Genomic DNA, 21142 nt, shown 5'->3' on the forward strand with positions numbered 1-21142 from the left:
ACGCCCCGCCCCGCACTGTGGTTACCATCCACCACAGGCCAGCCGGAGCGTTGCCCATGCCAGCCCGGGTAAGTCGTCGCGACTTCCTCAAATGCACGGTTGTCGCGGGCATCAGCGTGTATATCGCTGCGCCGGGCAGTGCTGCGCTGGCGGCGCTGTTCGAGCAGCAGCGCCTACGGCCACTGCCGTGGGATCCCGGCACCGGCAAGATCCGCTACCGCATCGACGCGACCGCCAAGGTCACCGGCGAGAAGGTCTTCAGCTTCGACATGCGCGGTCGCGACATGCCGGGGTGGCCGGAGCAGCAGGCGCACGCGATGCTGCTGCGCGCGACCCAGGCCGACCGCGCCTATGCCGGTTTCGACCTGTCGATCCTGGGCGATGCGCTGCGGCCCGACCGCGTCGTCACCGCCGCCGACCTGCAGCGCGACGGCGTGCAGTTTCCGCAGTTCTACGGCGAGGACATGCTGCTGCCGGAAGGCAAGACGGCGGCCTACCTCGGCCATGCCGTGGCGTTGCTGGTCTGGCACGACTTCGCCCGTTTCCGTGCCGCCAAGACCGCGCTCAAGTTCCGCGATGACATCGTCCGCTACGGCGCGGTCACCGGCCCGCTGGAACGCGATCCGTGGGCCGCGTTCCGCTACGTGCGCGTCGGCGGTGCGACGGCCTTCGATGACGATGTCTATTCAAGCCTGAAGGACACGCCGCTCTTCCCCACCGGCTACAGCAAGAAGCGGCCGCAGTGGCCACAGGCCAATCCGCACGGCGGGCTCGATGCCCAGGGCGCCGACCATGCCGCCGCGATAGCCAGGGCTTTGGACGCGCCCGGCCCCGACCAGCTGGTGCTGCAGCGCGAGTACTTCTCGCAATCGATCGACACCGCCGCACTGGAACCCGACAACGGCAACGCCTGGTTCGACGCCGCCAACGCCACGCTGCACGTCGTGGTGGCGACACAATCGCCGCAGGAAATCGCCGAAGACGGCCCGCGCATGCTCGCCGCCAGCGGGTTGAACGTGAAGAACCTGGTGCTGCACCCCTGCTACACCGTCGGCTACGGCTCCAAGGACCACGCGCCGATGCCGTTCTACGTGCTGATGGCCGGGCTGTACGGCGACGGCCGGCCCGTGCGGCTGGCCAATGATCGCTACGAGCAGTTCCAGTCGAGCCTCAAGCGCCACAGCTTCCGCATCCGCTATCGCATTGCCGTCGACCGCAAGACCGGCAAGTTCGGGATCTTCCAGGGCGACATGGTCGGCGACGGCGGCGGTCGGCAGAATTTCTCGCCCTCGGTGTGCCTGGTGGCGGCGACCGCTGCACAGTCGATTTACTACTTCCCGCAAAGCGACCTGGCCAGCACGGTGATTTCCTCGCGGGCACTCGATGCCGGCTCCGCACGCGGTTACGGCACGCTGCAGAGCATGGGCGCGACCGAGATGCTGGTCGACGAAGTCGCGGCCGAACTCAAGCTCGATCCGATCGAGCTGCGCCAGCGCAACGTGTTCACCACCGGCATGAAGAACACCCAGGGCGCGATCCCCGGTGGCGCGCAGCGCGCCGACGAAGTGCTGGCAAAGTGCCGCGCGCATCCGCTGTGGCGCGACCGCGACAAGCGCAAGCGCGAGTACGAAGCCGCGCATCCGGGCAAGCGTCATGGCATCGGCTTCGGTTGCGTGCAGAAGGATTTCGGCACCGGCGCCGAGGCCGCATTCGTCGAGGTGTCGTTCGCACCGGACGGACGCCTGCTGCTGCGCCACATCGGCATCGACATGGGCACCGGCATGGCGACCAGCCAGTCCGCGCTGTGCGTCCCATGGCTGGGCAAACCCGCCGACGAGGTTCGCACCGGCGAGACGCAATGGCCGGAGCTGCCATTGTTCGCCACCGGCGATCCGTGGCTGATGCAGCAGGCCGAGCAGGACCGCAACGTCGGCAACCCGCGCTGGACCCCGCACGTCTGCAGCCCGAGCAGCGCCAGCAATTCGGCGTATTTCTTCAGCCATGCCACGCGGGAAGCGGCGCGGTTGTTGTTCACGCAGGGCCTGTGGCCGGCAGCGAAGGCGATATGGAGCGAGGGCTTCGGTGGCGGCCAGCTGGCACCGCTGGCGATTCGCCGCGAAGACGCGCACTGGGTCGATGGCAAGCTCACGGCCGGCGGCCTGGCCGGGCTGCCGTTGCCGCGGCTCGTCAGCAAGGCCTACGAACTGGGACTGGCCACCGGCGCGATCGTCCACACCTTCAACCGCTGGCAATGGGCCGAAGCCGAGTTCCCGCTCGACGGCGAAGACGCACGCCTGCCACTGGATGCCGTCGCCCTGCGCTGGGGCGCGGACGGCAGCACCGGCAAGGGCACCGCAACCGCCAATGGCTACCGCATGATTGAACGCACCCGCGCGTATTACCCGCCGACGCAGCGCAACAACGCGGGCGTCGTCTACTACAGCGCCATCGGCACGATCGCCGAGGTGGTGGTCGACACGGCTACCGGCAAGGTCGAGCTGATCAACCACCATTCGGTACTCGAGTGCGGTAACCCGATCGTTCCCGAGCTCGTCTCCGGGCAATTGCAGGGCGGCCTTGCGATGGGCATCGGCCACGCCCTCCACGAATACCTGCCACTCTACGAAGACGGCCCCGGCAACGGCACCTGGAACTTCAATCGCTACACGCTGCCACGCGCGGCCGATGTCGCGGTGTGGAAGCAGACCGGCGAAGTGCTGCCGGCGCTGTCGGCCAGCGACCCGCCCAAGGGCATGGCCGAGGTGGTGATGATCGCGGTGGTGCCGGCGATAGTGAATGCCATTGCCCATGCCACCGGACTGCGATTCCGCGAGCTGCCGGTCACCGCCGAAAAAGTCCGCGCCGCGCTGGTCGCCGGGCGCGTGCAGGAGCAGACGGCATGAGCACGACGCCCGCCAAGCCGCGCCCGCTGTCACTGCACGTCAACGGTATCGCCCACGGGCCGATCGACGTGCCCGAGGACATGATGCTGGTCGATGTGCTGCACGAATACCTGGGCCTGACCGGTACGCGCTTCGGCTGCGGCCAGGGCGAATGCCGCGCCTGCACCGTGATCGTCGACGACGAGCGCGGCCCGCGCGAAGTCCGCAGCTGCATCACCGGTGCGCACTATTTCGAGGGCAAGCGCATCCGCACGGTCGAAGGGCATGCCAGACGCGATGACGGAGGCAAGATCATCGAGCTGTCGCCGGTGCAGCAGGCCTTCCTCGATCACTTCAGTTTCCAGTGCGGCTATTGCACGCCGGGCTTCGTCAATGCCGCCACGGTGCTGCTCGAACGCCTGCACAAATCGCCAATCACCCACGACCAGGTCGAAGACACGATCAGCGAGGCCTTGAATCCGCACCTGTGCCGCTGCACGGGCTACGTGCGTTACTACCAGGCGGTGAAGTCACTGGTGCTGGCCACGCCGGGGCTGGTGCGCGGTGGCGAGCCGCACGACGGCAAGGAGCGCGCGCCATGACCCGCGTCGGCTGGAAGCGCATCCTGGCCTGGCTGGCGCTGGTCGTCCTGGTCGTGCTGCTGATCGGCTGGATCTCGCGCTGGATGTCGAACCGCGGGCCGGTGCAGAAGGTCAAGGCGACGCCGGCGCAGATCGAGCGCGGTCACTACCTGGCCGACGCGGCCGACTGCGCCGGCTGCCATACCGCGCATGACGGCGCGCCGCTGGCGGGAGGATTCCCACTGCATTCGCCGTTCGGCACGATCCACGGCACCAACATCACGCCCGATGGCGAGCACGGCATCGGCCGCTATACCGCCGACGATTTCTTTCACGCACTCACCCGTGGCGAAGCGCGCGACGGCCATCAGTTGTATCCCGCCATGCCGTACGTGTCGTACCGCACGATCACCCGCGCCGACAGCGATGCGATCTACGCCTTCGTGATGAGCCAGCCGCCGGTGAACGTGCCCAACCGGAAGAACGGTGTGCATTTCCCCGCCAACATCCGCACGGCGTTGCACGGCTGGAACTTGTTGTTCGCGCACCCCGAAGTCCGCTCCGCGTCGCAGGGCAGCAGTGCCGACTGGAAGCGCGGGCACTATCTCGTCGAAACGCTTGGCCACTGCGGCGAGTGCCACAGCCCGCGCGGAGCGCTCGGCCAGATCGACCGCGACCGTCCGCTGTCGGGCAGCGCCAAGCTCGGCCGTTTCGCCGCGCCCGACATCACCCCGCAGGGACTGGCGGCGCGCGGCTGGGATTCGGCCTCGTTGCAGCAGTACCTGGCCACCGGCGTCAGCGCGCAGGCCGTGGCATCGGATGAGATGTTGCGCGTGGTGACACTGTCGACCAGCCGCCTGCGCCGCGAGGATGTGCGCGCAATCGCGGTGTACCTGCTGGGCGATGCACCGCTGCCGGCGAAAGTCGCCGCCACGACGGCCACGGCCGCTGGCCCCGGGCACAAGCATTACCTCGATCTCTGCTCGGGTTGCCACGGCCGCGATGGCGAAGGTGTTCCCAATGTCGCGGTGAGCCTGCAGCGCAACACCGCCGTGCACGACAGCAACCCGCACAACCTGATCGTGGCGATTCTCGACGGCCTGCCGGAACACGACTTCCCCGGCATCGCGCGCATGCAGGACATGCCGGGCTTCGGCGACGACCTCGACGATGGGCAAGTGGCCGCGCTCGCGACCTGGCTGCGCCAGCGCCACGGCGGCCAGGCAACCGCTGTCGATGCGGCAACGGTGGCCGAGCTTCGCAAGTAACTAGAGGTTGTTTCCCCGATGTCCGCACTTGCTAGCGATTGTCCGCAAGACAATTGTTAAGTCCGCGAAATCCTTACGTGACGGCGCGTGATTTTTCCGGCCGTTCGTCGCCTCGCTCCCTATTGCCAGCCCAAAATGTGCGCGCCAGCACATTTCGCCCTGACCTTGCCTGACAACGTTGTCACCACTCGCGGCGGCCAGTGCGGCCGTCCACGCCTGCAGGGAAATAGGCGCCTGCCCAGTCCGGGCAGGCATGTGTGGTGGTCAACATGGGAGGGATGCTCGTGAAAAACGCACCAGTGAAGGCTGCACCAGGGAAAGCTGCACGACCCGCCGGTTTGTTGCTGTCCGGCCTGCTCGCACTCGTTGTCTTGCCGACGGCCCAGGCCCAGTCCGCGTCCTGCGCGGCAGTACCGGCCTGGACCTCGTCGACGATCTACAACCCCGGCGACAAGCTCGTCTACCAGAACCATCTGTACCAGGCGAACATCCAGATCTGGAACGCGCCACCGACGCACTGTCCCAGCTGTGGCTGGTACACCGACCTTGGCGTGTGCGGCACAGGCGGCGCCAACCAGCCGCCCAGCGTCACCCTCACCGCGCCCACCAACGGCGCCAGCTTCACCGCGGGCAGCAACATCGCGGTCAGTGCCAATGCCAGCGATAGCGATGGCACCGTCAGCCGGGTCGAGTTCTTCCGAGGCACGGCATCGCTGGGCGTCGATACCAGCGCGCCGTATGCGGTGACCTGGGCCAATGCCACCACCGGCTCGCATGCGTTCAAGGCCGTGGCCACCGACAACAACGGCGCCAGCACGACATCGACCACCAGCACGATCACCATCACCGGCACGCCGCCCGTCGATACCACGCCGCCCAGCGTTCCGACCGGACTGGCAGCCAGTGCGCTGTCGTCGAGCAGCATCGGCCTGAGCTGGAATGCCTCCACCGACAACAGCGGCGGCACCGGCGTGGCCGGCTACGACGTGTACAGGAATGGCAGCCTCATCGCCTCCCCGACCGCCACCAGCTACACCAGCAGCGGCCTGGCGGCGAACACGACGTACTCGTTCACCGTGCGTGCCCGCGACAACGCCAGCCCCGCCAATGCCTCGGCGCAAAGTGCCGCGGTCAACGCGACCACGCTCAACGGCGGTGGCGGCGGCAACAAGCGGGTGATCGGCTACTTCGTGCAGTGGGGCATCTATGGCCGCAACTACCGCGTGAAGAATATCGACACCAGCGGTTCGGCGGCGAAGATGACGCACATCAACTACGCCTTCGGCAACGTTCGCAACAACCGATGTGAAGTCGGCATCACCCAGCCCACCGACCAGAACACCGGCGTCGGCGGCGATGCGTTCGCCGATTACACCAAGTCGTTCGGCGCGGGCGAAAGCGTCAACGGCACCGCCGACACCTGGAACCAGCCCTTGCGTGGCAGCTGGAACCAGCTCAAGCAGCTCAAGGCCAAGTACCCGAACCTGAAGGTGCTGATCTCGTTGGGCGGCTGGACGTACTCGCGCAACTTCTCCAGCGCTGCCAGCCCGGCCAACCGCCAGGCCTTCGTCGCCTCCTGCATCGATGCCTACATCAAGGGCAACCTGCCGGTGACCGACAGTGCCGGTGGTCCGGGCGCGGCAGCCGGCGTGTTCGACGGCATCGACATCGACTGGGAGTACCCGGTGGCCTGCGGACTGAGCTGCGGCACACCCGCCGACAACGCCAACTTCACCGCGCTGCTGGCCGAGTTCCGCCGCCAGCTCGATGCGGTGCGGCCGGGCCTGTTGCTGACGATTGCGGCCGGCGCCGGCGTCGACAAGGTCCGCGTCACCGACCCGGCGGCCTACTCGCAGTACCTCGATTACATCAACGTGATGACCTACGACTTCCACGGCACGTGGGATCCGCAGACCAACCATCACTCGTCGCTGTTCGACTCGCCCAATGATCCGTCCACGGGCGACCAGAAGTTCTACAACAGCAACGATGCGATCGAGGCGTTCCTGAGCCGTGGCGCACCCGCCTCCAAGCTCAACATCGGCATCGGCTTCTACGGTCGCGGCTGGACCGGCGTGCCGAACGTCAACAACGGCCTGTACCAGAGCGGTACCGCGGCGCCGGGCACGTACGAAGCCGGCAACGAGGACTTCAAGGTGCTCAACAATCGCCCCGGCACGATCTACACCGATGCCAATGCGCGTGCGACCTGGAAGTACGACGGCAACACGTTCTGGAGCTATGACACGCCGGCCATGGTCACGGAGAAGATGGGCTACGTGAAGGCACAGAACCTGGGCGGCGCGTTCTTCTGGGAATTCAGCGGCGACGACGCCCAGGGCACGCTGGTCAACACCATCAGCAACGGACTGAAGTAAACGACTCTCCAGAACCCTCCTCGGGTTTTGACCCCTCGACGCCGATCCCCGCGATCGGCGCCCTTTTTTTCCGGTGATCCGTTCGTCCTGAGCGTAGCGCAGCGAAGTCGAAGGACCCCGACGCGGCAGGCCCTTCGACTCCGGGCCAATGGCCCTACGCTCAGGGCGAACGGGTGAGTCGCGTGGTCCGCTATAATTCGGCACCCCATGCGCCACGCCCCCTTCCACCGTCGAATGAGCCTGCTGGCGCTGGCCGCCATGCTGCTGCTCCTGCTCATGCCGACGGTCGGTCGATTGCTGGCCGGAGCGTCGGGCGCCCGCGATGGCGGTGTCTGGACGCAGATGTGCACCATGGCCGGCCTGAAGCTGGTGAAGGTGTCGGCGGGAGACGCCAACCCGATCGATCCGATCACGCCCAAGCCCGGTGGCGACCTGCCGATGCAGGACTGCGCCTATTGCCCGGTGCTCAACTCGCTGGTCGCGCTGGTGCTGTGCGTGGTGTTTGCGTTGGCCGCAATCGAGCGGCAACGGCAGGCGCCACCGCGACGGACACCACTGCCGTGGGCACGCTGGCACCCCTGCGGACTGGGCTCGCGCGGCCCGCCGCTCGCCCTCTGAACCACAAGACGCCTTCCTGATCCCTGCATGCGGCGGCGACGCCGCGTGCGCCTTGTGCTTTGGAGTTTCCGATGCCTTCCCTTTTCCGTTCGTCGCGCCTGTGCGTGGCGATCTCGACCGCGCTCGCCTGCGCACTTCCCTTCACCGTCCGCGCCGATGACGCCAGCGGCGACGCCACCACGCTCGATCGCGTCGAAGTCGCGGCCATGGCCAATCCGCTCGACGCAGCCGCCGCCACCGGCACGCGCCTCAACATGACCGTGCAGGAAACGCCCGCGTCGATCACCGTCATCGACCGCACGACGATGGACGAGCGCGGCGTCCGCAATACCCAAGAAGCACTGTTTGGCATTCCCGGCCTGGCGGTGGCGTCGCCTCCGGGCAACGGCAACGCGGTGACCTGGCGCGGATTCTCCGGCGCGCAGATCACGCAGTTGTTCAACGGCATCGGCGTGCAGTACGACGCCATCGCGGCGCGCCCGGTCGATGGCTGGATCTACGAGCGCGTCGAAGCGATCGGCGGCCCGTCCAGCTTCCTCTACGGCGCCGGCGCGGTGGGCGGCTCGATCAACTACGTCAGCAAGGTCGCCCACCTAGATCGCGACAGCACGCAGTTGCTGGCGACGGCCGGCTCGTTCGGCAGCGCTCTGGTCGCCGGCGGAATCAACCAGCGCATCGGCGGCGACGACGCCCACAACGCCCTCCGCGCCGACGCGGCGTGGTCGCACAGCGATGGCTGGGCCGACCGCAACCGGCGCGAGGCGACGACGCTGGCGCTTTCGTGGCTGGACCAGATTAGCGACTCCCTTAGCCATACCCTCGCGCTGGAGTACCAGGACGAGGACAGCGAGCGGCCGTACTGGGGCACGCCGGCTTTCCGCGACGATGGCCACCTGCGCGTCCTCGATGCCACCCGCACCAGCAACTACAACGTCGCCGACGGCCATTACGGACAGCAGGTACTGTGGACGCGCTCATTGCTGGAATGGCAGGTGTCGGACCGCACGCAGCTGCGCAACACGCTCTATTACTACGATGCGCTGCGCGACTACCGCAATGTCGAGTCGTACCGCCTGACGCCGGACCGCCAGGGCGTGATCCGCTCGAGCGCGCTGATGCAGCGGCACGACCAGCAGCTGTACGGCGACCGCGTCGAGTGGTCGCACGACGGCACGCTGGCGACGCTGCCGACGCAGTGGAGCGCCGGTGTCGATGTCAGCTACAACCGGCAGACGCGTTTCCCGCTGTCGCTGCCGGGCGTGGTCGACACGGTGCCGATCGATGCCGTCACGCCGGGCAGTTTCTTCGACGTCCCCGGCGCCGAGCAGGTCTATCGCCCGGACCGCACCAACCGCCTGCACACGCAGGCGCTGTTCGTTGAGAACCTGACCCACCTGAGCCCGCAACTGTCGCTGCTGACCGGCCTGCGGCACGACCGGATCGACCTGGATGTCGTCAACCATCGCGCGGTGAGTGCGACCAACCCGGCGCGCTTCCAGCACAACTACTCGCCGACCACCGGGCGGCTCGCGCTCGACTACGCATGGACGCCGACGGTGAGCACGTACGTGCAGGTCGCCACGTCCGCCGACCCGCCCGCGGGGATCCTGTCGACGGCCAACTTCGCGACCTTGCGCGACTTCGACCTGAGCACCGGCCGGCAGGAAGAGGTCGGCGCCAAGTTCCAGTCCACCGATGCGCGCAACTACGCGACGGTCGCCGCGTACCGCATCGTCCGCGAGAACCTGGCGATCACCGACCCGGCCAACCCCGGGCAGACGTTGCCGGTAGGCCAGCAATCGTCACGCGGTATTGAACTCGCCTTCGGCGTGAAGCCGCTGCAGGGCTTGTCGATCAACGGCAACCTGGCGTGGGTCGATGCGACGCTCGATGACTTCTACGAGAGCGCCGGCGGTGTGTCGGTGTCACGTGCCGGCAACCGTCCGACCAATACGCCGTCGCGGATCGCCAACCTGTGGCTGGACTACGTGGTCGCGCCGCAATGGACGGCCGGTGTCGACCTGCGCGCGCTCTCGTCGCGCTACGCCGATACGGCCAACACGACCAAGGCGGCGGGATATGGCGTGCTCGGTGCGCATTTGCGCTGGCAGCTCGATGCAGGCACCAGCCTGACCGTGCGCGGCCGCAACCTCGGCGACCGCGATTTCATCGCCTACGCGATCAGCAACGACATGGCCTATCTTGGCGAGCCGCGCTCGTGGGAACTGGAGCTGCGCAAGGCGTTCTGATTTGCAATGCCCGGGGCAGATTGCCTGCCCCGGGCCGGTGAAGTGTGATTACTTCTTCAGCGCCTTGACCGCGTCGAGGGTTTCCTTGACGTGCTCGTTCGGCTTGAGCTCGGAGTAGGCATGCACGATCGTGCCCTGCTGCGAGATCACGTACGACGTACGATCGGACCACTCCGGCTTCTGCGCCAGGATCGCGTCGTACTGCTTGGCGATCTTGGCGCCGTCGTCCGCGGCGACCGGGAACTTGCCACCGCAATGCTCGGTTTCCTTCGAGAAGGCGGCCAGCTCGCTGGTGTTGCCGGCGGTGATGCCGATCAGGGTCGCGCCCTGCTTCTTGAACTCACCGGCGGCCTCGGAGAACAGGTGCGCCTCGAGGTTGCAGCCCGGCGTGTGCGCGGCCGGGAAGAAGTAGACGACGACCGGACCCTTCTTCAGGGCATCGGCCAGCTTGAAGGTGAACGGCTCGCCAGCGAGATACGCCGGCGCGGAGAAATCGGGGGCCTTGGCGCCGGCCTTGAGGGCGGCGTAGGACGGTGCGGCAATGGCGACGGCGGCGATGAAGCCGGCGACGGACAGCTTGAGCAGGGAGTTCATGGCGGGCGTCCGGGTGGCGGGTGCTGCATACGATACGACCGCGCGGGCAAAAAAGGGGGGTGCCCGCGCCCGGTAACATGGGCGGAAACAACGCGGCGCGGGGGGCGCCCGAATCCATGAAGCTTGCGACTGGCAAGTCGATGATCCTGATTTGCGCGACGCTGTTGTCTGGCTGTGCCGCAACCTACATCAGCAAGGATGCCGGGAAGTTCGCACCCGACCAGCTCGCCACGCTCGAGCATCAAGATCCCGCCCACAGCGGCGTCGTGATCGAGCATATCGACGGCGAGTGGAGAGGCGTCGGCATCATTTCAACCTACACGCTTTCGCCGGGCCAGCACTCGATCGGCGTGCGGACCATGCCGCCCTACCGCAGCGAACGCTACACGCGGTACTTCGTGGTCAAGCCAGGCCGCCACTACGCGCTGAAGTACGAGTACGCCTATGGCGAGCGCTGGCGTTACTGGATTGTCGATGCGCAGACCGGTGAACAAGCAGATTTCTGACCGCCACACCGTAGCCCGGGTAAGCGAAGCGCACCCGGGACAGCCCAGTGCCCTGGCGCGCTGCTTGCCTGACAAGCAGCGCCCTGCAGCCTCTCCCCCCTCCCCCGGATGCGGGAGAGGGGCCGGGGACGCGCATTACTTGAGCTTGATCGCGATCAGCGTGCCGTCGCTCCGGGTAGCGCCACTGTTGACGTACAGCGTGCGATTGGCCGAGATCGCCAGCATGCCCGGAACCGGATAGCGCCAGACCGGCTTGTGCGTGGCCAGGTCGATCGCATAGACCGCCGCATCGGTGCTGACGAACAGCAGGTTGCGGGTCACGATGATGTTGCGGTGGAACTCGGTGTCGCCCTGGTCGGGCATCGGCGACCAGCTCCACAGGACCCGGCCGGTGGCTTCGTCAATCGCATCGAGATAGTTGGGCCGGTTGCGCGCGGCATAGATGACGCCCTTGGCGACGGCGGGGTGGGTCAGGTACGCATCCCGGGTGGCCCACTCCCATGCCTTGGTGCCGATGTTGAGGCTGGACAGCACCCGTTGATCGTAGTGCTCTCCACTCGCGAAGCCCGTTCCACTGAACGCCGAGCCGGCGAATGCGATCACGTTGTTGCGCCCGCCCAGCATCGGCGAGCCGTGATAGGAGTAGCCGCTGGGCGTTGCGAACGGATCGACGATGTTGGCGACGGTCTGGCCCGTCATCCGGTTCCAGATCACCAGCTTCGCGCCCGTGTGGTAGTACAGGTTTTCTGCGTCGACGGCCGGTGTCGACATGTCGTCGTCGCCGCCGTTGTTGCCGGTCCACAGGGGGGTGCCGTCCATCCGGTCGTAGGCATAGACGGATCCGCCGTAGTAGCCGCCGCTGACGTAGACCTGCCCGTCGTAGGCGGTCGGCGCCAGCACGGCCGGCCATTGGCCGTCGAACGCCGACTTGAACTTGAACGTTCCGTCGGTCGCATCGAACGACCACAGGTACGTGTCCTGGTGCCCGGTCGTGGCGATGTAGATGCGCCCGTCATGGTAGGCGGGCGGGTTCAGTCCCGGCTGCACGCCGAACGACAGGTTCCAGCGCAGCTGTCCGGTGGCTTCGTCCAGCGCGAACATCCTGCCTTCGGAGTGATAGGCGCCGGTGCTGACATAGACCGAACCGTTGCTGGTGGCTACCGCATTGATGTTGTTGAACGACCCCGAGGCCGGAACGTACTTCCACTCCCAGGCCTTGGCGAACTTCGACGGGTCCAGGGTGATCGGCACATAGCCGTCATGCGCGGCATTGCGCTGGTGCGTCTCCCACTCGTCGATGCGCATGAACTGCAACTGGTAGCCGACCGACGCGATGGCGTCCTTGTACGGCTGTGTGCACAGTGCGTCGCGGCAGGCGCGAACGGTGAACAGGCCACTGCGTGGCGCAGTCGGCAGTCCGGCTACCAGGCCCAGCGGGAAATCGAACGTATTGCCACCCGCCACCAGTTGCGGCTGCGGCGTGACGAACGTGCCGGCGTTGTCGCTGACCTGCAGGTAGACCTTGTTCGTGCCCAGGTGTGTCGCGGTCCAGGTGCCGCTGACCGCGGTGCGGAAGTTGTCGCCCAGGTCCACGGATTCGACCAGGGCCGGAGACGTGATGGCCACGCCGATCGACGGCTCGAAAACCTGCACCTGGTAGCCGACCGTCGCCGAGGCGTTGCTGTACGGCTGCGCGCACTGCGCGTCCTTGCACGCCCTGACGGTGAAGGTGCCGCTGCGGGTTCCGGGCGTCACGCCACTGGAGAGCGGCAGCGAGTAGGTGAAACCGGTGCCGCCTGCGACCTGGGCCGCGGGCGTCGTGAACGTACCGGCGCTGTCGCTGATCTGCAGGTAGACCTGGCCCGCGCCGAGATTGCTGCCGGTCCAGTTGCCGCCGACCGAAGCGTTGAAGGCATCGCCGAGAATGGCGTCGCCCGAAATGGCCGGCGTCGAGATGGACAGCGACACGACGGCCGCTGGTGCAGGTGCCGACGTTCTCGGCTTGCCCCCGCCCTTGCCCCCGCAACCCCCAACCGCCAGCACCGCACACGCCAATGCCAAAGCCTGAATCGCCTTCATCCCTATCCCCCTGATGGCTTCCGTTTTGCGGGCGCTCCGTCCCCACGGAGTTGACCCGGCGGCAAGTCTAGCGGATGCGATCGGGTCGGGACTTGAGCCTTTTCCTCAGCGGTGGGACAGGCGCAACGCGTCGTCCAGCAGACCTGCCGCGGTGACTTCGGCACCGGCGCCCGGCCCCTGGATCACCAGCGGCTGGTTGCAGTAACGGTCCGACCAGATCGCCACGCGATTGTCGGTGCCGGCACCGCCCGCGAGCGGATGGTCAGCGGGCAGCGACTCCAGGCCGACGCGGGCGACGCCGTCCTGCAGGCGGGCGATGAAGCACAGCTTCTCGTGCCGCTTGTAGGCGCTGGCGTAACGGTCGCGCAGCGGCGCATCGAGCGCGGGCAAGGCGGCATCGAGTGCCTCGCGCGACAGGAGTGCCAGCTCCGGCGGCACCAGTGACGTGACCTCGACATCGCCAGCGTCCAGTTCTACGCCGGCACTGCGCGCAAGGATCAGCAGCTTGCGGCGCACGTCCTCGCCGGAGAGGTCGTCGCGCGGATCGGGCTCGGTATAGCCGGCATCGCGCGCCTGCCGCACCAGCGCCGAGAACGGCCGCATGCCGTCGTAATGGTTGAACAGCCATGCCAGCGAACCGGACAGCACGCCAGCGACCGAATGGATGCGATCGCCACCGGCCTGCAACTCGCGCAGTGAGCGCAGCAGTGGCAAGCCCGCGCCCACCGTGGCGCTGTCGCCGTAGCCGGCATTGCCGATCGCCGCGGCAGTACGGATCGAACGCCAGCGCGACAGCGACGTGCCCTGGCCAATCTTGCATGCAGTGACGACGTGGATGCCCTGCTGCAACCAGTGCGCGTGCCGTTCGGCGACCACTTCACTGGCGGTGGCATCGATGACGATACGCGCGCCGTCGCCCTTGAGCGCCGCTTCGATCGTCTCCAGCGAGCTGCGCTGCGGCGCCAGCGCAAGCCGATGCGCGGCCTCGGCCGGCGCAAGTCCGGAGCGGTCACTGGCCGACTGCCGCGAGTTGGCGACATGCACGAGTTGCAGGCGCTGGCCGAGATGGCTGCCCTGCCACGCCGCCAGTCGCTGCAGCACCGCGCTGCCGACGGTGCCGGTGCCGAGCAGCGCCACGCGTGCCTGGGCGCTGCGCGGCTGCGCGACGACGGCGCGGGCGACGACCGGATGGGCGACGTCCAGCGCGGCCGCACTCATCGTTTGGCACGCTCGGCGGTCGCCACCGCGAGCTCGGCACGTCCGAGCGCAGCCTCGAGGTCGGCCACCAGGTCATCGGCATGCTCGATGCCGACCGACAGTCGCAACAAGCCATCGCCGATGCCGGCGGCAGCGCGCGCCTCGGCCGACATCGCCGCGTGCGTCATGGTTGCAGGATGCGCGATCAGGCTTTCGACGCCACCAAGCGATTCGGCGAGGGTGAAGCACTCAAGGCCATCGACGAACGCGCGCACGGCTTCTTCGCCCCCTTCCAGCTCGACACTGAGCATCGCGCCGAAGCCCAGCTGCTGGCGCGCTGCGAGCGCATGGCCCGGATGCGATTCCAGGCCCGGGTAATGCACGGTGCGCACCGCCGGGTGCCCGTCGAGCAGCGCCACCACGGCCTCGGTGTTCTCCTGGTGCACGCGCAGGCGCGCATCCAGCGTGCGCAGGCCGCGCAGCGTCAGGAAGCTGTCGAACGGCGAGCCGGTCAGGCCCAGCGCGTTCGCCCACCAGACCAGCTGCTGGTGCTGCTCCGCGTCGCGCGCGACCACCGCACCGCCGACCACGTCGCTGTGGCCGTTGATGTACTTGGTGGTGGAGTGCAGGACGAAATCGGCGCCGTACTGCAGCGGCTGCTGCAGCGCCGGCGACAGGAAGGTGTTGTCGACCACGGTCAACGCGCCCTTGGCCTTGGCGGCCTCGATGACGAAGCGCAGGTCGGTGATGCGTAGCAACGGGTTGGACGGCGTTTCGATCCAGACCACGGTCGGATCGGTGGCCAGCGCATCGGTCAGCGAGCGCGGATCGGTCAGGTCGGCGGTGACCAGTTCGAACGCACCCTTCGCCGCCAGCGCATTGAACAGGCGCCAGCTGCCACCGTAGCCGTCGTGCGGCACCACCAGGCGGTCGCCGGGCTTGAGCAGCGCGTGCAGCAGCAGCGTGATCGCGCCCATGCCGGTGGCGGTGACGACGCCGCCGGCGCCGCCTTCCAGTTCGCTCAGCGCGTCGGCCAGCAGGTCACGGGTCGGGTTGCCGCTGCGGGTGTAGTCGTACTGACGCTTCTCGTTGAAGCCGGCGAAGCTGAAGTTCGACGACAGCACGATCGGGGGCGTGACCGCACCGAAGGCCGGGTCACGATCGATGCCGGCGCGGACGGCGGCGGTACAGCGGCTGCGGGTGCTCATGCCAGCACCTCCACGCGTGCATCGGCAACACAGTCTTCGAGGGCCTCGCGCAGGACCGCTGCCACCTCGCCCTCTTCCTTGAGGAAGGCGTCGTGGCCGTACAGCGAGCGCAGCACGCGCAGGCGGGTTTCGCCGCGCAGGCGCTCGACCAGGTCGTAGGCGTCCGACAGCGGCACGAGGCGATCCTCGGCCACCGCGATCACCGTCACCGGCAGGCGGATCGCTCCCGGGTCGACGGCTTGCAGATCGATCGACTCCGACAGGCGCAGGTAGGCCGTCGGCGACGTGCGCTCGACGTAGGTTGCGCCGCAATGGTCGAGGTAATCCTCGGCACCGACTCGAACGCGGCCATCAGTGACCTGGGCGGCCTCGAAGCGGGCAGCAAACTCTTCAGGGGTGCGATAGCTGAGGATGGCCAGCTGGCGGGCCAGCGCGAGGCCATGGGTTTCGTCGCACTGCAGCGCGCCGAGCGCGACCGCGCGGCGCTGCAATGCGCGCCAGGCACTGGCATACGGATGCGCGCGATGGACACCGCTGATGGCGACGAGCTGCTGCAGGCGACCGCCATGGCGCGCGGCGAACTGCAGGCCGACCATCGCACCATACGAGCAGCCGACGAATGCCTGCAGGCGATCGATGCCGAGCACGTCGAGCAGCGCGGCGATGGCGTCGGCCTGGTCGGCCGGGTCGATCGGCGCATCGAGGCTGCCATCGGCACCGAGCCAGTCGAAGGCGACCACGCAATGCGCGCGCGGATCGATCGTGCGCCCTTCGCCCACCTGGGCCTGCCACCAGCCGCCTTCGCGGAAGTCTTGGCTGGCAGTGACATGGCGATGCGCGGAAATGCCACCGGCGACGAACACCGCCGGCAGCGTGCGGTCACCGAGGATCTCGTAACGCAGCGTCACGCGCTGGCGTCCGGCGTGCAGCAACGGCAGCTCGATCGTGCACTCGCCACGCTCGGCCGGGACGGATGGGGCAATCGCGCCTCTGACCCAGGCAGCGGCATGGGCGATGGCATCCAGCGTCGCCGCGGTGTCGTGTTCGTGGGTGGTGGTGGGGGCGTTGGCGAGACTCATGGCGGGCATCCGAAGTGACGGGGCCATCGAGCCTGCGAGTCGCGAAGCGCCCCGGCCATCGTTCGGCGGGGCGCACTCACAACCATCTTCCGACCGGCGCGGACGCCTGTCGCAGGAATTGGCACCTTCACCTCACGTCCCCTGCCTGTGGCGGGTTGGTGGGTTGGGTTGCCCCGGCTTCAAAGGGCCTGTCCCTCTGCCGGTCTCGATGGATGGCCGCAGTCTGCCAGCGTCGACCGACGGGTGTCAATCGCTCCATCCGCATATAGCGATTTATTATTTCGGTCACGTCTTGGCGCCACATTGTTAAGGCCACGCGAATACACTTCGTCCATGACGCCACGCCTTCTTCCCCCCCTCGCCACCGCAGTCATGCTGGTGGGCCTGATCTCCGCCTGCTCCACCACCCGCCCGGCCATTGCGCCGCCGCAGGAGCCTGTTGCCGCCCCGACCGCGGCGCCCGCGGTGAAGACCGTGTTCGAGCGCTACGTCTCCGCGGAAAGCCCGCAGGACGAACTCGACTCGCTCGCCACCTGGACCAGCGAGGACGGCCGCACGCTGTTGATCGCCACGGCCAAGTCGACCCATCGCCTGGTGGTGTTCGATGCGGACTCCGGCAAGCGCCTGCGCGAGGTCGGCGGCGAAGGCCAGGCCACGGGCGAGTTCAACCGCCCCAACGGCATCGCTGTCTACGGCGACTACCTGTTCGTGGTCGAGCGCGACAACCACCGCGTGCAGGTCTTCACCCTGCCCGACTTCAAGCCGCTGGGCAGCTTCGGTGACAAGGAACTGCGCAGCCCCTACGGCATCTGGTTGACCGAAACCGAGCCGGGCGAGCTCGAGGTGTATGTCACCGACAGCTTCATGTACGGCAAGAAGTTCGATGAAGTGCCGCCGCTGGCCGAACTCGACCAGCGCGTGCGCCGCTATCGCGTGCAGTTCGACCAGGCCGGCCGCCTGCGCAGCAGCTATGGCGGTTCGTTCGGCGACACCAGCGAGGCCGCCGGCCTGCGCATGGTCGAGTCCATTGCCGGCGACCCGGGCAACGACCGCCTCCTCGTCGCCGATGAAGACCGTCGCCACGAATCGACGCTGCGCGAGTACAGCTTCAGCGGCAAGTACACCGGTCGCAGCCTGCCCCAGGACAGCTTCGCCGCCGAAGCCGAAGGCGTGGCCCTGTGGACCTGCGCCAACGGCGGCGGTTACTGGATCGCCGTCGACCAGCTGGCACCGCTCACGGTGTTCCATCTGTTCGACCGGACGACGCTGGCACCGGTCGGCAGCTTCGAGGGCGAGGTCACCGCGCACACCGACGGCGTCGCCCTGCATGCCGCCTCCACTGCCGCATTCCCCGATGGCGCACTGTTCGCCGTGCACGACGACAAGTCGGTGACGGCGTTCGACTTGTCCGAGGTCGTGCGCGTGCTGGGCCTGTCGGCGGATTGCACCCGCTAGCGCCATGGCCACCAGGCGCCACCTGGCAGCAGCAATCATCGGCAGCACCGCGCTGCTGCTCGCGTTCGCCGCGGGCGCGGCCAAGGTCTACCGCTGGACCGACAGCGACGGCATCACCCACTACGGCGACCACGTGCCCGATGCGCCCGCCGCGCAGGTCCGCGCGATCCCCGTGCAGACAGAACCCAGCGCGATCGCGCGCCTGCGCATCGAGAACGACGGCGACCGTTATCTGGCATTCGCCGACAACCGCCTGTCCGGGCCGATCGAGGTGCAACTCGATTTCAGTCGCAGCGACAACGTGATCGGCCGGCCGTTGCTGCCGGCGCGGGCCACGGTCGCCGCGCGCGGCAGCGCCCTGGTGGCGGTGCTGCAATCGGCCGACCCGGAGCGCGGCTTCGGCTTCGAGCTGCAGATGGAAAGCCTGCCCGGTGATCCCAGCGCCCGGCCGCAGAACGTCGACTATGTGTTGCCGCTGCAGCAGGACGTGTTCCGCATCGACCAGGGCTACGGCGGGCACTTCAGCCACAACGACGAGCAGAGCCGCTACGCGGTCGACTTCGCCGCCGACATCGGCACACCGGTGCTGGCGGCGCGCGACGGCGTGGTGATGCAGGTCGAATCGGATTTCGACAAGGCCGGCCTCAACCGCGAAAGGTACGGCGGCCGCGCCAACTTCGTCCGCATCCTGCACGACGACGGCAGCATGACCCTGTACGGCCACCTCAAGGCCGACGACGGCGTGCTGGTGCGGGTCGGCCAGCGCGTCCGTGCCGGCCAGCAGATCGGCCTGTCCGGCAATACCGGCTTCACCACCGGCCCGCACCTGCATTTCGCCGTGCAGGTGAACCGCGGCATGCGGCTGGAGTCGATTCCGTTCAGGATGCGCGGCCCGGCCGGGCCGCTGAGGATCGCCGGGGGCCGCGCCGGCTTGTAGGCCGCAGCCGCGTATAATTGCCCCCCTCACCCGCTTCCCGACTCGCGGACCGGTCGCCCGACCCGCCCGCTTAAGCCATGTCCGACGTTTCCCTAGAAGCCGCCCGCCGCCGCACGTTCGCGATCATTTCGCATCCCGACGCGGGCAAGACCACGCTGACCGAAAAGCTGCTGTTGTTCGGCGGCGCCATCCAGATGGCCGGCTCGGTCAAGGGCCGCAAGGCCGCGCGCCATGCCACCTCGGACTGGATGGCGCTGGAAAAGGAGCGCGGCATCTCGGTGACCAGCTCGGTGATGCAGTTCCCCTACGAGGGCCGCATCGTCAACCTGCTCGACACCCCCGGCCACGCCGACTTCGGCGAGGACACCTACCGCGTGCTGACCGCGGTCGACTCGGCACTGATGGTCATCGACGTCGCCAAGGGCGTCGAAGAGCGCACGATCAAGCTGATGGAAGTGTGCCGCCTGCGCGACACGCCGATCATGACCTTCATCAACAAGCTCGACCGCGAGGGCAAGAACCCGATCGACCTGCTCGATGAAGTCGAGTCGGTGCTGGGCATCCAGTGCGCGCCGATCACCTGGCCGATCGGCATGGGCCAGCGCCTGAAGGGCGTGGTCCATCTGGTCACCGGTGAGGTGCACCTGTACGAACAGGGACGCAACTTCACCCGCCAGGACTCCACCATCTTCTCTTCGATCGACGACCCGGCGCTGGCCGCGCGCATCGGCGAGAACATGCTCAAGGAGCTGCGCGACGAGCTCGAGCTGGTCGAAGGTGCCTCGCATCCGTTCGACCCGGCCAAGTACCTGTCGGGCGAGCAGACCCCGGTGTTCTTCGGTTCGGCGGTCAACAACTTCGGCGTGCAGCTGCTGCTGGACTTCTTCGTCGAGCACGCGCCCTCGCCCAAGCCGCGCGAAACCACCGGCCGCGAGGTCGGCGCCTACGAACCCAAGCTCACCGGCTTCGTCTTCAAGATCCAGGCCAACATGGACCCTCAGCACCGTGACCGGGTTGCGTTCATGCGCATCTGCTCGGGCGCGTTCCATGCCGGCATGAAGGCTTTCCACGTGCGCGCCGGCAAGGAGGTCAAGCTCGCCAACGCGCTGACCTTCATGGCCTCCGACCGCGAGATCGCCGAGAGCGCCTTCCCGGGCGACGTGATCGGCATCCACAACCACGGCACCATCTCGATCGGCGACAGCTTCACCGAAGGCGAGGCGCTGAACTTCACCGGTATCCCCAACTTCGCGCCGGAACTGTTCCGTCGCGCGCGCCTGCGCGATCCGCTCAAGCTCAAGCAGCTGCAGAAGGGCCTGGCGCAGTTGTCGGAGGAAGGCGCCACGCAGTTCTTCCGTCCGTTGATGAGCAATGACCTCATCCTCGGCGCGGTCGGCGTGCTGCAGTTCGACGTGGTCGCCTATCGCCTCAAGGACGAGTACGGCGTGGATGCCAGCTTCGAACAGGTCGCCGTGTCCACGGCGCGCTGGATCCGCTGCGACAACGACAAGAAGCTGGAAGAGTTCCGCGACAAGAACGCGATGAACCTTGCCATCGATGCCGCCGGGCAGCTGGTCTATTTGGCACCGACGCGGGTCAACCTGCAGCTCGCGCAGGAGCGCGCGCCGGACGTTAAGTTCCTGGCCACGCGCGAACACGCGCACGCCACCGCGATCGACTGAGGTCGCGCGGTGCCGGCCTGGGCAGCGTGGTTGCTGGCGTTCAACGCGGTGACGGTGCTCGTTTACGGCTACGACAAGGCCATCGCCGGCGGCCGCCGCCGGCGCGTTCCCGAGCGCACCCTGCTCGGCCTGGCCCTGTGCGGCGGCACGCCGGGCGCCCTGCTGGCGATGTGGCTGTTCCGCCACAAGACGGCCAAGCGGAGCTTTCGTAATGGGATGGTGTTGGTGATCGCGGCGCAAATGGTCGCGGCGATCGCACTGGCCGCGCTCACGCGCTGATCCCGTCGCCGTCATCCCGGCGAACGCCGGGACCCATTTTGACGTTGACGTTGCTTCGGCACGGCGTCGTCCGCAGGGGCGGGGAGTGCTCCGTCCCGCGGACGACATCCTGTCTTTACGCGGGACGCGGGACATCCATGTCCCGCTGCT

The 21142-nt window shown here is 67.6% G+C and carries 16 protein-coding genes and 1 riboswitch; of the genes, 11 read left to right on the forward strand and 5 right to left on the reverse strand.

Annotated features, from left to right (window positions below):
- Nucleotides 1-56: 56 nt before the first annotated feature.
- The 6 genes from ACFOPO_RS18310 (at nt 57) to ACFOPO_RS18335 (ending at nt 9976) form a co-directional block, all read left to right on the forward strand.
- Entirely contained in the window at nt 57-2903 is a 2847-nt protein-coding gene (locus tag ACFOPO_RS18310; RefSeq protein ID WP_386705114.1) for a xanthine dehydrogenase family protein molybdopterin-binding subunit, read from the forward strand.
- Nucleotides 2900-3484, forward strand: a complete 585-nt coding sequence (locus ACFOPO_RS18315; protein WP_386705115.1) for a (2Fe-2S)-binding protein — start codon at nt 2900-2902, stop codon at nt 3482-3484. Before ACFOPO_RS18310 ends, ACFOPO_RS18315 begins: the two co-directional genes overlap by 4 nt.
- Complete coding sequence (locus ACFOPO_RS18320; RefSeq protein WP_386705116.1) at nt 3481-4731, forward strand: c-type cytochrome; 1251 nt, start codon at nt 3481-3483, stop codon at nt 4729-4731. Before ACFOPO_RS18315 ends, ACFOPO_RS18320 begins: the two co-directional genes overlap by 4 nt.
- Nucleotides 4732-5009: 278 nt before the next feature.
- Nucleotides 5010-7109, forward strand: a complete 2100-nt coding sequence (locus ACFOPO_RS18325; protein WP_386705117.1) for a glycosyl hydrolase family 18 protein — start codon at nt 5010-5012, stop codon at nt 7107-7109.
- Between the two features lie 207 nt (nt 7110-7316).
- Nucleotides 7317-7727, forward strand: coding sequence for a DUF2946 family protein (locus ACFOPO_RS18330; protein ID WP_386705118.1), 411 nt, complete (start codon nt 7317-7319; stop codon nt 7725-7727).
- A 71-nt stretch (nt 7728-7798) separates the two neighbouring features.
- Entirely contained in the window at nt 7799-9976 is a 2178-nt protein-coding gene (locus ACFOPO_RS18335) for a TonB-dependent receptor (protein WP_386705119.1), read from the forward strand.
- Nucleotides 9977-10024: 48 nt separating this feature from the next.
- Here ACFOPO_RS18335 and ACFOPO_RS18340 read toward each other — a convergent pair whose 3' ends face one another.
- Complete coding sequence (locus tag ACFOPO_RS18340; RefSeq protein WP_386705120.1) at nt 10025-10570, reverse strand: peroxiredoxin; 546 nt, start codon at nt 10568-10570, stop codon at nt 10025-10027.
- Between the two features lie 77 nt (nt 10571-10647).
- On the opposite strand from ACFOPO_RS18340, the gene ACFOPO_RS18345 reads away from it, so the two are divergent.
- Nucleotides 10648-11076 carry a hypothetical protein gene (locus ACFOPO_RS18345; protein ID WP_386705121.1) on the forward strand — a complete coding sequence of 143 codons (429 nt, stop codon included), beginning with the start codon at nt 10648-10650 and terminating at the stop codon, nt 11074-11076.
- A 135-nt stretch (nt 11077-11211) separates the two neighbouring features.
- On the opposite strand, the gene ACFOPO_RS18350 is transcribed toward ACFOPO_RS18345, so the two are convergent.
- From ACFOPO_RS18350 to ACFOPO_RS18365, 4 genes are all read right to left on the reverse strand, one after another.
- On the reverse strand, nt 11212-13044 hold the full coding sequence (locus ACFOPO_RS18350) for a PQQ-binding-like beta-propeller repeat protein (protein WP_386705122.1): 1833 nt from the start codon (nt 13042-13044) through the stop codon (nt 11212-11214).
- A 216-nt stretch (nt 13045-13260) separates the two neighbouring features.
- Entirely contained in the window at nt 13261-14373 is a 1113-nt protein-coding gene (locus ACFOPO_RS18355; protein WP_386705123.1) for a homoserine dehydrogenase, read from the reverse strand.
- Nucleotides 14370-15560: an O-succinylhomoserine (thiol)-lyase gene (locus ACFOPO_RS18360; protein ID WP_386705124.1), complete on the reverse strand. Its 1191-nt coding sequence runs from the start codon at nt 15558-15560 to the stop codon at nt 14370-14372. Before ACFOPO_RS18360 ends, ACFOPO_RS18355 begins: the two co-directional genes overlap by 4 nt.
- Nucleotides 15557-16639: a homoserine O-succinyltransferase gene (locus ACFOPO_RS18365; RefSeq protein WP_386705125.1), complete on the reverse strand. Its 1083-nt coding sequence runs from the start codon at nt 16637-16639 to the stop codon at nt 15557-15559. The genes ACFOPO_RS18360 and ACFOPO_RS18365 overlap by 4 nt, the downstream gene beginning before the upstream one ends.
- A 79-nt stretch (nt 16640-16718) precedes the next feature.
- Nucleotides 16719-16854, reverse strand: a riboswitch (SAM riboswitch).
- 157 nt (nt 16855-17011) lie between these two features.
- Here ACFOPO_RS18365 and ACFOPO_RS18370 point away from each other — a divergent pair.
- From ACFOPO_RS18370 to ACFOPO_RS18385, 4 genes are all read left to right on the forward strand, one after another.
- Nucleotides 17012-18094 (forward strand): phytase, encoded by a 1083-nt coding sequence (locus tag ACFOPO_RS18370; protein ID WP_386705130.1) that lies wholly within the window; start codon nt 17012-17014, stop codon nt 18092-18094.
- 4 nt (nt 18095-18098) lie between these two features.
- Nucleotides 18099-19031: a peptidoglycan DD-metalloendopeptidase family protein gene (locus ACFOPO_RS18375; protein WP_386705126.1), complete on the forward strand. Its 933-nt coding sequence runs from the start codon at nt 18099-18101 to the stop codon at nt 19029-19031.
- Between the two features lie 77 nt (nt 19032-19108).
- On the forward strand, nt 19109-20713 hold the full coding sequence (locus ACFOPO_RS18380) for a peptide chain release factor 3 (RefSeq protein ID WP_386705127.1): 1605 nt from the start codon (nt 19109-19111) through the stop codon (nt 20711-20713).
- Between the two features lie 9 nt (nt 20714-20722).
- Nucleotides 20723-20992: a DUF1294 domain-containing protein gene (locus ACFOPO_RS18385; protein WP_386705128.1), complete on the forward strand. Its 270-nt coding sequence runs from the start codon at nt 20723-20725 to the stop codon at nt 20990-20992.
- The last annotated feature ends 150 nt before the right edge of the window (nt 20993-21142 follow it).

This window comes from Lysobacter sp. GCM10012299, from assembly GCF_042649405.1.
Lineage (GTDB): Bacteria > Pseudomonadota > Gammaproteobacteria > Xanthomonadales > Xanthomonadaceae > Lysobacter_J.